Source organism: Ramlibacter rhizophilus (assembly GCF_004681965.1).
GTDB classification, from domain to species: Bacteria; Pseudomonadota; Gammaproteobacteria; order Burkholderiales; family Burkholderiaceae_C; genus Ramlibacter; species Ramlibacter rhizophilus.
On record NZ_SMLL01000006.1, the window covers coordinates 152,794 to 166,149 of the forward strand.

Annotated in this window: 12 protein-coding genes; 4 read left to right on the forward strand and 8 right to left on the reverse strand. The window is 65.9% G+C overall.

Annotated features, from left to right (window positions below):
* Positions 1-90 precede the first annotated feature (90 nt).
* A complete protein-coding gene (locus EZ242_RS15670; RefSeq protein ID WP_135286120.1) occupies positions 91-444 on the forward strand; it encodes a phage holin family protein in 354 nt (117 codons plus the stop codon).
* On the opposite strand, the gene EZ242_RS15675 is transcribed toward EZ242_RS15670, so the two are convergent.
* Entirely contained in the window at positions 412-1,923 is a 1,512-nt protein-coding gene (locus EZ242_RS15675; RefSeq protein WP_135286121.1) for a M48 family metalloprotease, read from the reverse strand. The two genes, EZ242_RS15670 and EZ242_RS15675, sit on opposite strands and share 33 nt — an antisense overlap.
* Positions 1,924-1,945: 22 nt before the next feature.
* On the opposite strand from EZ242_RS15675, the gene moaC reads away from it, so the two are divergent.
* From moaC to EZ242_RS15690, 3 genes are all read left to right on the forward strand, one after another.
* Positions 1,946-2,440 (forward strand): cyclic pyranopterin monophosphate synthase MoaC, encoded by a 495-nt coding sequence (gene moaC / locus EZ242_RS15680; RefSeq protein WP_135286122.1) that lies wholly within the window; start codon positions 1,946-1,948, stop codon positions 2,438-2,440.
* Complete coding sequence (locus tag EZ242_RS15685; protein ID WP_135286123.1) at positions 2,430-3,407, forward strand: glycosyltransferase family 2 protein; 978 nt, start codon at positions 2,430-2,432, stop codon at positions 3,405-3,407. Before moaC ends, EZ242_RS15685 begins: the two co-directional genes overlap by 11 nt.
* 88 nt (positions 3,408-3,495) lie before the next feature.
* A complete protein-coding gene (locus EZ242_RS15690) occupies positions 3,496-4,020 on the forward strand; it encodes a pilin (protein ID WP_167784817.1) in 525 nt (174 codons plus the stop codon).
* Positions 4,021-4,024: 4 nt separating this feature from the next.
* Here EZ242_RS15690 and EZ242_RS15695 read toward each other — a convergent pair whose 3' ends face one another.
* From EZ242_RS15695 to EZ242_RS15725, 7 genes are all read right to left on the reverse strand, one after another.
* The gene (locus tag EZ242_RS15695) at positions 4,025-5,185 is read right to left on the reverse strand and encodes a hypothetical protein (protein WP_135286125.1); all 1,161 of its coding nucleotides are present in this window, start codon (positions 5,183-5,185) and stop codon (positions 4,025-4,027) included.
* Positions 5,182-5,985, reverse strand: coding sequence for a hypothetical protein (locus EZ242_RS15700; RefSeq protein WP_135286126.1), 804 nt, complete (start codon positions 5,983-5,985; stop codon positions 5,182-5,184). The genes EZ242_RS15695 and EZ242_RS15700 overlap by 4 nt, the downstream gene beginning before the upstream one ends.
* Before the next feature lie 4 nt (positions 5,986-5,989).
* A complete protein-coding gene (locus EZ242_RS15705; RefSeq protein WP_240787115.1) occupies positions 5,990-7,204 on the reverse strand; it encodes a glycosyltransferase family 2 protein in 1,215 nt (404 codons plus the stop codon).
* A 49-nt stretch (positions 7,205-7,253) separates the two neighbouring features.
* Positions 7,254-7,736, reverse strand: coding sequence for a pilin (locus tag EZ242_RS15710; protein ID WP_135286127.1), 483 nt, complete (start codon positions 7,734-7,736; stop codon positions 7,254-7,256).
* A 168-nt stretch (positions 7,737-7,904) separates the two neighbouring features.
* Positions 7,905-10,256, reverse strand: a complete 2,352-nt coding sequence (locus EZ242_RS15715; RefSeq protein WP_240787116.1) for a GspE/PulE family protein — start codon at positions 10,254-10,256, stop codon at positions 7,905-7,907.
* Positions 10,257-10,303: 47 nt separating this feature from the next.
* Complete coding sequence (locus EZ242_RS15720) at positions 10,304-11,095, reverse strand: 3',5'-cyclic-nucleotide phosphodiesterase (RefSeq protein WP_135286129.1); 792 nt, start codon at positions 11,093-11,095, stop codon at positions 10,304-10,306.
* A 10-nt stretch (positions 11,096-11,105) separates the two neighbouring features.
* Positions 11,106-13,355: a CHASE2 domain-containing protein gene (locus tag EZ242_RS15725; protein WP_240787117.1), complete on the reverse strand. Its 2,250-nt coding sequence runs from the start codon at positions 13,353-13,355 to the stop codon at positions 11,106-11,108.
* Between the last annotated feature and the right edge of the window lies 1 nt (position 13,356).

Genomic DNA, 13,356 nt, shown 5'->3' on the forward strand with positions numbered 1-13,356 from the left:
CATAGCCACGCTAGGCACTGCCGCGCCACTCTGGAGAGATGGCAAGGCCGTACGCGTCCGAAGAAAGCGCCAATGCTATCCTCCCCGCCCATGAAGCTCATCGCCAAGTGGCTCCTCAGCGCCATCGCCCTGCTCTTCGTGGCGAACATCTACACGGGTGTGGACGTGCCCAACTTCAGCTCGGCGCTGATCGCGGCTTTCGTGATTGGTCTCCTGAACATGGTGGTGCGGCCCGTGCTGGTGGTGCTCACCCTGCCGGTGACGCTGGTCACGCTGGGGCTGTTCCTCTTCGTGATCAATGCGCTGATGTTCTGGGCCGCCTCCGGGCTGCTGGACGGCTTCCATGTGCGGGGCTTCGGCGCGGCGCTGCTGGGCTCCCTGATCTACTCGTTCCTGGGCGTGATCATCGATTCAGCGCTCGAGCGCCTGTTCTCGAAGAAGTGATTCCACCTGCCGCACGCGGGTGTCGATGATCGACGCCTCGATGTGGTCTGACCCCGATCCTCGCCGCGCCAGGTCCTGCGCCGCGCGCAAGCGATCCATGGCCGCCGCGTAATCCATCCAGGCGACCTGCGCCTCCGCCTCGGCGCGCACGGCGCGCGCTGGCTGGCCCTGCGCGGCGTGGGCAGTCGCCAGGAGCTGCCATGCCGTGCCGTCCTGCGGATGCAGCGCCACCCAGGTCTGGAGCTTCTGCGCCGCCTGCGCGGGCTGGCCGGCTCGCAAAGCCGCCCGGGCCGACAGCAGGACCTCGGGCCGACCGCTGCCCGTCGCTTCATCGACCCACGGCGCGATGCGCTGCCTGTCGTTCGCCGCGAGCGCGATCTCGCCCGCGAGCACGCGCGAAGCGCGCATGGCCGCCGGCTGTTGCTGCACCTTGGCCCCGAGCTGGTCGACCAGGCGCAGCGCGGTCGCATGGTCACCCAGCTTGGAGGCCGCCAGCGCGCCCGCATAGAGTACGCCAGCCTGCCGCAGATCCCCGGCATCGGCCGGCGTGGAACTGGCCTCGCGCAGCACGTTGCGCAGGGCTTCAGTCCCCCCGGCGGACAAGGCGCGCGCCCGCGCGGCCATCATGGCGTGCTCCCAATCGACCGGTGCGGCGCTGCGGCCGCCCAGGACCTGGCGCGACTGCATGTCCGCCAGACGCTCGGTGGTGAGCGGGTGGGTGCGCAGGTAGGGGTAGGCGCCGTCGTCGTTCAGGCGCGACTGCTGCTGCAGCTTCTCGAACATGCCCGCAAAGCCCTGGGGCTGGAAGCCTGCCTGGCTCATGATGCCGAGCCCCACCCGGTCCGCCTCGCGCTCCATCTCGCGCGAGAAATTGAGCTGGTTCTGCACGGCCAGCGCCTGGCCGCCGGTCATCACCGCCTTGCCGGCTTCCGGGCTCTTGGCCGCCGCCAGGGCGCCGAGGATCATGGCGCCGATCATCCAGGGGGTCTGGCGCTTCTCGCGCGACATCAGCCGCGCGATGTGGCGCTGCGTGACGTGGCTCAACTCGTGCGCCAGCACGGCGGCCAGCTCGTCGCGCGAGCCGCTGCTGGCCACCAGCCCCAGGTGCAGGCCGAGCCAGCCGCCCGGCAGGGCGAAGGCGTTGATGCTGCGGTCCTTCCCGAGCAGGACCTGCCAGGCAAAGCGCTGGTCGAGCTCGGTGTTCAGATCGCCCCGCTGCCGCGCAGCCGCGAGCAGCGGCTGCCACAGGCTCATCACGTACTCGTGCAGGAGAGGGTCGTCGATGTAGTCGGGGTCGCGATAGAGCTCGCGCGCGATGCGGTCACCGATGCGGCGCTCGGTGCTGGCGGAGATGTCGCTGCTGTCGCCGAGGCTGGGCAGTTGCGCACTGGCCGGCCCAGCAGGGGTGAACGCCACCGAGAGGGCCAGCACCAGCGCGGCGAGCCCCGGCCGGCGGCCTCGTATCATCGAATCCTTCATCGAACAGCTTTCGCACCTTCCCATGAGTGGATTGACGCATTTTGACGCCCAAGGACAAGCCCACATGGTGGACGTGTCCGGGAAAGCCGTAACTCATCGCATCGCGAAGGCGGAGGGGCGCATCCGCATGGAGCGTGCGACGCTGGAACTGGTGAAGTCGGGGACGGCAAAGAAAGGCGACGTGCTGGGCGTGGCGCGCATCGCGGGGATCATGGCGGCGAAGCGGACGAGTGAGCTGATTCCGCTGTGTCATCCGGTGCCGTTGACGCGGGTGGCGGTGGAGTTCGAGGTCGATGAAAGTCGATCGGCGGTTTTTTGTGCTGCGACAGCAGAAACACTGGGTGTGACTGGGGTTGAGATGGAAGCGCTCACCGCCGTCCAAATGGCGCTCCTCACCATTTACGACATGTGCAAAGCTGTGGATCGGGGGATGGTCATGGACGGCATCCGCCTGTTAGAAAAACAGGGGGGCAAGAGCGGCTCCTGGCACGCCCCCACGCCTGAGCATGGCAGCTAACGTGCAGTCTGATACGGCTGTCCCGGAGCCCAGCGGTGCGCAGGTTGCCGTTTTGATGTCTACATTCAACGGCGCCAACTTCGTCATAGAGCAGCTTGCATCGATCCTGTCGCAACTGCCACCGGGGGGTCGCGTCTTGATTCGTGACGACGGATCCAGCGATGGGACAGCTGATGTCATCGCGAGCCTCGAAGATCCCCGGATCGAGCTCCTTATCGGATCCAACCTTGGATTCGCCGCCAGCTTCCTTACCTTGCTAGGCGAGGCAAGCGAGAAGTTCGACGTCTTCTTCTTCGCTGATCAGGACGACGTTTGGCTCCCGGGGAAGATGCAGCGCGCCTTGGCGGCTATTTCGTCGCGTCCATCCACCGTCCCTGTGCTTTATTGCTCGCGTCAGACGCTCGTTGACTCGGACCTCCGTTTTATCTCCCATTCGCAGCGGTTCACTCACGCGCCGTCGTTCCGTAATGCACTGTGCGAGAACATCGTGACCGGCTGCACTGCTGCGCTGAATCGATCCGCCGCGTTGGCCGTTGCACGCACCGGGAACCTCGAAGACATATATTTTCACGACTGGTGGGCCTACCTCGTGGTCTCTGCACTCGGCTGCGTGATCTTCGACGACGAGTCTCGGATTTTGTACCGGCAGCACGCTCGCAATGTTGTGGGCCGCGGTGCTGGAGCGCAGCAGTATCTGCAGACCTTGGCTTTCATGCTCAAGCGAAGCTGGGCGCATATCCTATTTCGGCAGGCTCGCAACTTCGGTTTGGTGTACGGGTCCGACCTACCGCCCGAAAAGCGCCGCGAGCTAGAGCAGTTCTTGGACCCTGGCCGCGCCACTCGGCTTGCGCGGCTCCTTCTTTCCCCGGTCCGCCGGCGGCATTCGTGGGTTGACGAGCTTCTTTTCCGAGGTGTTCTGTTGGCTGAAATCCTCAGTGGGCGGGGCTTGTTGCCAGCGCCCCGCTAGGTACGCCCTTCGAACGTTTTACGACGACCACGTCACCACATACTGTGACAGAATGTACTGTGCACTTGCGGCTTTACAGGAGTTGACTATGTGCGGCACTTCGCTGCAGCGCGTTCGCGGATTCAACATTATTGAACTGATGGTGGTGGTTGCAATCATCGGCATCTTGGCTGCGGTTGCGTTGCCGCTTTACAGAGACAATACCCTGCGCGCGAACATGTCCGAAGCCGTGCTTGCGGGAAGTACGTGCCGCACAGCGGTGTCGGACGGCTGGTCCCGCGAAGTGAATTCTCCCGGTGCTGGTAATTGGGGCTGCGAAACCGTGGTTGCATCTTCTAAATTTGTTCGCCGAATTCAGACAACGGAGCATGGCGAAATCCGCATCCAATTGCAGAACGTCAATGACTTGAGCGGGCGGTTTATTTACCTGAAGCCTTATGCGACAGCCGTTCCGCCTCTGGTGGGCGGCGGAAACTTCGCTGCCGGACAGTCAGCTAGGAGTTGGAAATGCGGCGTCGCTGACAACGACCCGCTCGGCGAGCAACTCGCGTCTGCGCTACCAAGCACGTGCCGCGATCGGATCAACCTGCTGAGCGCCACGTGGGCACCCTAAGCATCTAGGGGCCGCCGCTGCGCCAGTTAGGCGCCCGTATCTGGCTGCAGTCGATCCGAGCCGCGGACCCTCGAACTTCATCGACGGTCCCTACAAAAACTGGGTTGAGGCTCCGCCAGAACTTGTACATGACCCGGCCATCGTCGAGCACATACAACTTGGTGTCGGAGTCGCTGTACATGCGCGCGAACGCCCCCTCCACCCTCGTCGTCGCACTGGTTTTCGGTGGAAAGAATCTGGGGCACAACTTTTCGACAGCCGAGAAAACGTCTTCCAGGTTGGCTCCTGGCGGATGATCGGAGACAGGGGGCCGATCATCCGTCCGTTCCAATGGGCACACCCAAAACCCGACTGGCGGCGCATCACCCCCTCCCTCCGGCAGCTCGCGCTTCAAGATCGCCGCGATGCTCCGCGACGGCAGCAAGCCACACGATTTTCCAAGCGAAAGACCATGGCTGTGCAGCATTTGGTCAACGGCTTGGCGCACTCCGGCCGATGGCTGGCCACTCGTGTCCGTCTGGGACGGTAGCGTCGGTAGAACAAGCCTTACCGTTTCCGAACTACTGACCAGATGCTCCAGCGCCGCGGCTTCCCGCTGTCCGATCACCGTCAGATTCACCCAGCGCGCCCCGCTCGGAAAGAGGGGCGCAATCAGGGAGTAGGAGATATTGGTCACGGTGACGTAAGTGACCGACGATTCCTGAGGGACCCCGTCCACATGGAAGTAAGGCGCAGTGCCCCAGCGCAACCAAGCCCACGTGTTCCACGGCGGCGACTGCACCAACAGGAATGCCTGCAGCCCCATGATCATCGCCACCAGCGACAGCTGGAATCCTCGACTGACTGAAAGACAGCGGATCAACCCGACCGTCAAAGGACCGAGGATGACCAGTATGGGTATGAAGTATCGGCCGTTACCGGACGTCGCGAGCCATGCACCTGTGGCCAGCAAGGTGACCACGAGCAGCCGTGCCGCACGGCGGGGCTCCTGCGGCGGCCGCTTGCCCATGAGAGAGAAGCAAAAGAGAGCAGCCGCCAACAAAACGACGACAGCAAACCGAACATCGGGAGCGGGGATCTCCACATAGATGTTGGCTTCGGGCGAGACCATATCGAACGGCCTCATGAGTACATCGACCCAGTCGTCGGGTTTGAAGCGGATCACAAAATTCCCGCGAACCGATTTAGATTGCTAAACCATTCGTGATACAGCGGATAGATCGGATTCCCGTACTGCTGCCACAACTGAAATCCCCACCATCCATAAGCGATCAATCCACCGATGAAGGAGAGAAGCATTCCTATCGAGAGGCGTGCTGCGGCTTGCGGCACCGCCTTGGTGCCGATCAACCACATCACAGGCATCACAAGCGCAATTGGCCCGTTGCTCAATTTGAATCCAACCGCGATCCCAGCCAACAGGCCGGAGAGTGCCACTTTTCGGCGGTCAGACGGACCTCCGTCAAGGAGCGTGCAGACAGCAAACGCCCAAAGGAGAGGAATCGCAGCCAAGAAGTCATTGGAGGTTGAATCCAGTAGCGACAGCGTTACGCCGCCCATGAACGCTAGAAAGACGCCACTCAGTCGCAGCAGGAAGTCCATCCACGTGCGGCCAGGGCAGCACCACCGGGCAATCATCCAGACAGCGGGAACGGCAAGTGACGCGATCGACGCGAGTGCGCCGCCAGCGACAACGCCTGAAACCCCTGCAGTCGCGAGGCGGTACATCGGCCAATACAGATAGGGGTACTGGCTGCTCTGCGAAGCAGCCGCAAGGAGGTCGCGGTCGAACCTTGGGGACTGGGCAATCCATCCGAGATAAACGTGGTGGTTGAGCGCATCCCAGCTCAGACCCAGCCCACCGAGCGCGACAGGCACAGCCATGAAAGCAAAGAGTCCCAGCAGCCACACTAACGCCGGCTCGCAGGCAAGAAGCAAGCGTGGTGGCGAAGACTCCAGATTCATAGAGCTAAGCTTTCGAATGGCTTGGCGACGAGCGCCAGGTCAGCGCCACCGCGCCGGCAAATAGCGCACCCGCGGCGGTCTGGGTGCCCAGCACCACCAGCGTCACCGCGGGGATGGCATGCCGCATCACCGACCGCGGATCCAAATTCCCGAAACCCGACGAACTCCATGCATCCACAAGGCTCACCGACCATCCGCAGCCGGCCACGAGGAGTGCCGCTCCCACTAGCAGGCCCATCTCGATCGAGCCGAAGCGCTCGACACGCTCAAGCCATCGGGGCTTGGGCACGACGCCAGCCATGACGCCAATCCATTTGGTGAGGACAGCGAGCTGCACCAACTGCAACCCGACAATAACCGCCCCAGCCATGTAAAGAAGCGAGTGGATGTCGAGTCCGATCGAAGCCACTACCACGGACTTGCTTTGAAGGGCCAGGAACCCCATGGCACCCACGAGAAACAACGCCACACCTGGATAAAGAAATAACCAGCGAGGGCAGAAGAGCAGGAGGAAGCGCAGGTGTCGCCAGCCATCGCGCCAGGTGCGCAGGTGGGGGGGCCGACCACGGCCGTCGGGTCGTAGAACGGTCGGAACCTCCTCGATCCGCAATCCCGCGAGTGCCGCCTTGGCAACCATCTCGCTGGCGAACTCCATGCCTTCCGTCGCGAGGCTGAGCCGCAGAATGGATTCGCGTGAAAATCCGCGCAAGCCGCAGTGAAAATCTCCGATCGCGATCCGGAAAAATCGGCGTCCGATGAAACTGAGGACAGGATTGCCGAGATGCCGGTGCAATGCTGGCATCGCGCCGGGTTCGATGCCCCCCTTGAACCGGTTGCCCATCACCAGTTCCGCACCGGATCGCAGGCGGGCGACGAACGCGGCCAATGTCGAGAAATCGTAGCTCTCGTCTGCGTCGCCCATGATGATGCAGCGGCCGCGCGCAGCGTGCACACCGGCCATCAAAGCCGCGCCGTAGCCACGACGATCCACACGAATGACTCGCGCTCCCGCGGCAGCAGCAAGCCGGTCGGACCCATCAGTCGAGCCGTTATCCGCAACCAGCACTTCGCCCTTCACGCCGTGGCTTGCCAGGAAACCGCGTGCAGCACTGATGCAGGCCTGGACTGTCCGCGCCTCGTTGAGGCAGGGCATCAAGATGGTCAGTTCAAGTTCCTCGCCGTCGCACGGCGTAGGCATCGATTGAAAGTCGCTGCGCAACACAATTAGAAAAGGGGCCGTAAGGCCCCTTCCTCAAGTAATGTCCAGATCAGCCGCGGCAGGAGCCGGGCAGGAACTTGGTGGGCATGGCATTGGTGGCGTCAGGTCCGCAGATCCACTTGAACACCGGAGCGCCCATGTGTCCGGTCGTAGCCGGGTTCTTCGCGGTGGTGTCGTCGTGGTAGGGGGTGAGCATCACGGCTTTGCCATCGATCGTGGTGTCGTTGAAACCCGTCGCGGTCACGGTGATGACGCCTGTCGTGCCGGTCGTGATGCTCGCCACGTACTTGCTAGAGGCGGTGGTGCTCTCACAGCCCCAGCCGTTCGCGCTGAACGTCGTCGCCGTACCCGACTGATACACCTCCGTGATCGTCGTGCGGCAAGCCGAAGCCGCCAGCACCACTTCGGACATCTTCGCCCGCTTGGTGTAGTCCTGGTAAGCAGGCAGGGCCACGGCGGCCAGGATGCCGATGATCGCAACAACGATCATCAGTTCGATCAGGGTGAAACCCTTTTGCAGTTGACGCTTCATAAAACCTCCGGTGGTGAAAAGCGTTGGGGAGCCCGGCTCATAGAGCAACTGCTGTGCCAGCTCCGTTTCGTTAAGAAACACACACTTGCAGCTCGTTTCGAAACCGCGACTCAACAAGAACGTCACCTTCGACCGCCGAACCCTGACATTTTCGTCACGTTCGGCGGTTCAGCGCAGGCAGACCGCCCGCACCTGTGACAGGTCGGTCACGCCCAGCAGCACCTTCTCCACCCCATCCATCTTCAAGCTCCGCATCCCCCTGCCCACGCAGGCCGCGAAGATCTCCCCCACCGACGCCCGCTGCTGGATCAGCCGCTTGACCTGCGCGTCCGGCACCAGCAGTTCGTGCAGCCCCACGCGCCCCCGGTACCCGGTGCCGTGGCAACGCTCGCAGCCCTTGGCCCGGTACAGGCGCAGCTGCCCGTCGTGTCCCCACTCCCGCAGCCACGCCTCGCGCAGGCGCTGCACCTCGCCCGCCGGGTCGGCCTGCCAAGCCGGGGTGGCGCGCAGTTCCTCGGCGTACTCGCCGACCAGGGCCTGCACCTCCTCCTCGCCCGGCAGATAAGCCTCCTTGCACTCGCACAGCCTGCGCGCCAGCCGCTGCGCCAGGATGCCGAGCAGGGCGTCGGCGAAGTTGAAGGGGTCCATGCCCATGTCCAGCAGGCGGACGATGGATTCCGGGGCCGAGTTGGTGTGCAGGGTGGAGAAGACCAGGTGGCCGGTGAGCGAGGCCTCCACGCTCATGCCCACGGTTTCGGCGTCGCGGGACTCGCCGACCATGATGATGTCCGGGTCCGCCCGCAGGAAGGCGCGCATGAGGATGGCGAAGTCCAGGCCCGCCTTCTTGTTCACCTGCACTTGGCGCAGCCCCTTCTGCGTGATTTCCACCGGGTCTTCGGCGGTCCAGATCTTGACCTCCGGGGTGTTGAGGTGGCGCAGGATGGCGTGCAGCGTGGTGGTCTTGCCCGAACCCGTGGGGCCACAGACGTAGAAGAGGCCATAGGGCTTGGCGATGGCCGCCTGCAGCGCCTGCAGGGTGTGCGCACCGATCTCCAGCTGGTCCAACGGCAGGGGTTCGCCCGCGGCGAGGAGGCGGATGACGACGTCTTCCACGTCGCCGGCCGTGGGGAGCGTGGCCACGCGCAGCTCGATGTCCAGCGGGCCGAACTTGCGGAAGCGGATCTTGCCGTCCTGCGGGCGGCGGCGTTCGGAGATGTCCAGGTCGCACATGATCTTCAGGCGCGTGACCAGCGCGCGCCTGAAGTGCGCGGGGACCTCCGTGTACGGCTGCAGGACGCCGTCGATGCGAAAGCGGATGCCGGTGCGGCCACGCCCCGGCAGCGGCTCGATGTGGATGTCCGAGGCGCGCTGCTCGTACGCATCCACGACGACCTTGTTGACGAACTTGACCAGCTCGTTGTCCGCCGCGGCCGATTCCAGCTCGCCACCGTTCTCGTCGTCCAGCGGCGGGCCGATGTCACCCAGCATGTTGTCCACGCGCGCGCGCTCGTCGTCGCCATAGAGCTGCTGCAGCGTCTGCTCGAATTCCGTCTCGGTGGTGACGCGCCAGGCGATGCGCGCGGCGCGCGGGAACACCTGCGGGACGATGCGCGAGCCGCGCACGACCTCCGGGTCGCGGCACATGACCAGCAGGCCGTCGGGCGAGTCCTCCAGGGGAATCCAGCCGTGTTCGACGACGAATTCGCGCCTGAGCACACCGTGCAGCGTTTCCGAGCGGATGCGTGCGCGCAGGTGCGGCTCGTAGGGCACGCCGAAGTAGCGCGAGAGCGAGGCGCCGATCTGCGCGGCGCGGATGCGGAAGTCCGTGAGCAGCACCTGCTCCACCGGCCGGCCGTCCTCGCGCGCGAGTTCCATGGCGCGATGCAGGTCCTGGGCGTCGATGACACCGTCGGCCAGCAGGCCGTCGTAGCGCGTGGGCCGGCGCAGGGAGTGCACAGCAGCCTTGTGCATGCGCTGGCGCAGGGCCGTGGCCAGGGTGCGGCACAGCTGCACCGCCCCTTCGAACTCCAATGCGGAAAAGGGCCGCCCGTCCAGGCTGTTGATGATCTGCAGCACGCCGTACAGCGTTTCGCCTTCGATGATGGGCAGGGCCATCATCTGCCGGGTCTTGTAGCCCGAGCGCCGGTCCACCTCGTCCAGGAACTTCAGCTGCGGGTGGATGCGCCGCAGCGCTGCGCGGTCGTGCACGTCCGGCAGGTTCAGCGCATGCCGGCTCATGGCCACGTAGCCCGCGATGCTTTGCGGGCCCACCGGCAGGCGCAGCGCGCGGGCGCTGGCCAGGCCGGTCTTGACCTTGGAGACGATGGCGCTCAGGTCCTCGGCGAGCGCGTAGAGCGTGAGGCGGTCGGCGTTGAAGAGGCGGCAGATCTCGGGGCTGACCTCCAGCATGATCTGCTCCACGTCTTCGGTGTCGTGGATGCGCGTGGTGACCTGCTGCAGCTGGCGGTAGAACAGCGCCTCGAAGGGCAGGCCGCCCCGGACGCCGGGCTTGCGTGGCACTGCGGTGGGCTCGACTACACCCGGGACAGGGAGTGTCGAGCCGCGGGTCATAACTCGAGTACCTGCCCGGCGACGAGCCAGCGGATGTCGTGGGTGGGGCCGTCGGCGCCGGGCGCTTCGGCGTCGAAGCGGGCGATCTCCGACATGATCAGCTCCGTCTCCGCCGGCTTGGTGTGCGTGATGTAGATGGGGTAGGCGCGCCCGCCCGCGATGCAGTCCAGTTCCTCGGCCAGGCTGTGCGGCGACAGGTGCTGGCTGCGCCGGGCGAGGTCACGCTCGCGGTTGCTGAAAGCGGTCTCGATCACCAGCGCAGCGACGTCCAGCTCGTTCACGCGGCGCCAGAACGCCGGGTTGCGCGTGGTGTCGCCGGAGAAGACCCAGCAGCCCGCGTGCGCCGAGACGGCATAGCCCACGGCCGGCACCGAATGCAGGGCGGGCAGCGCCTCGATGCGACGCCCGCGAACCTCGGTCACTTCGCCGGGCGCGAGGGCATGGAACTGCAGGAAGGGGTCCTGCGGGTGCGGCAGGCGCGTGAAGTCGGGCCAGATGACGTCATTGAACACATGGGCCTGCAGGGCCGCCACCGTGGCGTCCAGCGCATGCACGCGCACCGGCCGCGTGCGCCGCGCGCCCACCGCATCCAGCATGAGCGGCAGGGCGGCCACGTGGTCCAGGTGCGAATGCGTGAGGAAGACGTCGGTGACGGCGGCCATTTCGTCCAGGCTGAGGTCGCCCACGCCGGTGCCGGCATCGACCAGGATGTCCTCGTCCACCAGGAAGGAGGTCGTGCGGCAGTCCCGCGCAATCGCCCCCGAGCATCCCAACACGCGCACCTTCATGTCGTCCGCCTCACTTGGTCTCGTAATTCGTGGCGCCGTCCCAGGCCGGATCGGCCGGTTGGGCGCGCATGTCCTGCAATCGCTCGGCATAGAGCGCATACAGCGCCTTGTCGCCGTGCTGCGCGCGCAGGCCGTGCAGCAGGGCCTCGCACGCCGGCCAGTCCTGGCTCCGCCAGGCCTTCAGGAACCCGGCCCAGGTGTTCAGTTCCGTGTCAGCCTCCGCCGCGTCGGGAAGCGGCTGGAAGATGGAGACCGCGCGCTCCTTGCCCTTGACGCGGACCTTGTCCAGCTCCTGCCAGGCAAACTCCGGGGCCGCCTCGCGCGTGCTTTCGCTGGCGACGATCACGCCGCCGTAGAACTTGGACAGGCCCTCCAGGCGGGAGGCGAGGTTCACCTCGTCGCCGATGACGGTGTAGGCGCGGCGCACGTCCGAGCCCATGTCGCCCACGCACATGGTGCCGGTGTTCAGCCCGATGCCGATGCCGATGGCGGGCAGGCCCGCGGCGCGGTGTTCCTGGTTGACCAGCTCCACGGCCTGCGCCATTTCCAGCGCGGTCTTCACGGCCAGGGCCGCATGGCGCGGCGTGTCCACGGGCGCGCCCCAGAAGGCCATGACGCAGTCGCCCATGTACTTGTCGATGGTGCCGCGGTTGGCGCGGATGATGTCGGTCAGGCGGGTGAAGAGGCGATTGAGCAGGGCCTGCAGCTGGATGGGCTCCATCTGCTCGGACAGGCGCGTGAAGCCGCGCATGTCGCAGAACATGACGGTGAGCTCCTTGTTCGTTGCCGCCATGCTGTAGCTCTCGGGGCTCTTGACCATTTCGTCCACGAGCTCGGGCGGCACGTAGGTGCCGAACAGCTGCGCCAGCTCGCGCTTGTTGCGGCTTTCCACGAAGTAGCCGTAGCTCATGTTGAGCGCGAAGGCGGTGAGTGCCATGGCCAGGAAGGCCGCCAGTGGCAGCACCAGGCCCATGGACAGGTACAGCCAGAAGTTCAGCCCCACGCCGGCCGCGATCACCAGCGCGCTCACGCCGATGGCCCGCGCTGCCGAGAGCGCCGGCAGCAGCGCGGCGAGCGCGAGGCCGCCCAGCACCAGCACCACCACGTCGTAGCCCACCGCGTAGTCGGGCTTGACCAGGGTGCGGCCGTCCAGCAGGCCGGAGACGAGGTTGGCGTGCGCCTCCACGCCGGCATAGGCCTCGCCTACGGGGGTGACGCGCAGGTCCTTCAGGCCGGGGGCGGTGGTGCCCACCAGGACCACCTTGCCGCGCAGGCTCTCGGGCGCGAGCTTGCCCTGGATGACGTCGGCCGCCGAGATGTAGCGGAAGGAGCCGCCGTCCACCCCACCCGGTCCGCGGAATGGCACCAGCACCGTGACGCCTTCGGCCACCGGGATGTCCAGCGCCTTGTCGCCCAGGCGCAGCCGCACCGCGTCCAGCGCGTGGTAGCCGCGCGCACCGGGGACGAAGACGGGCTCGACCTCGGGCAGCCCGAGCAGGGTGCGGAAGACCGCCAGCGAGAGCGACTCGTAGTAGCGCCCGTGGAACTCGGTCAGGAGCGGCACGGCGCGCACCACGCCGTCGCTGTCCACCATGGGGTTGAAGTAGCCGCCCAGCGGGGCGGCCGCGACCAGGCGCTCGATGTTGGCACCGTAGCCGCTCCAGCTGGTGAAGCGGATCGGCCGGCCGTCCAGGCGCTGCGCGGGCAGCGCGGGCGCGGGCAGCACGCCGGAGGCGCGGCCTTGGGAGTCGTTGGTGAAGTAGTAGCCCAGGACCACCGGCCGGCCCTGCAGCGAGCGGGCGAAGAGGCCGTCGTAGTCCAGTCCGCCTTCGAGTTGCCGCACGCGCTGCGCGAAGGCAGGCTGGTCGCGCAGTTCGTCCCGTGCCAGCTCGCGCAGGCGGCGCAGGCCGGAGCTTTCGTCGGGCTCGGCGAAGAGCACGTCGAAGCCGAGCACGGCCGCGCCCTGGCGGTCGAAGACTTCGTCGGTCAGGCGCGCGAGCTGGTGGCGCCCCCAGGGCCAGCGGCCGATCTCGGCCAGGCTGCGCTCGTCGATGTCGATGATGACCACGCGCTCGTCCAGCGTGCGCGGCATGGTGGCCTGCAGGCGCGCGTCGTAGACGATGTTGTCCAGGCGGGCGAGCAGGCCGATGGGCAGGGCGCCGACCGCATGCAGCAGCGCCAGCACCAGGGGGAGCAGGGTGAGGAGGACGCGCGGCCCGTGCCGGCGCAGGAAGTCCAGGCGCGGACGCGTCCAGCCCACG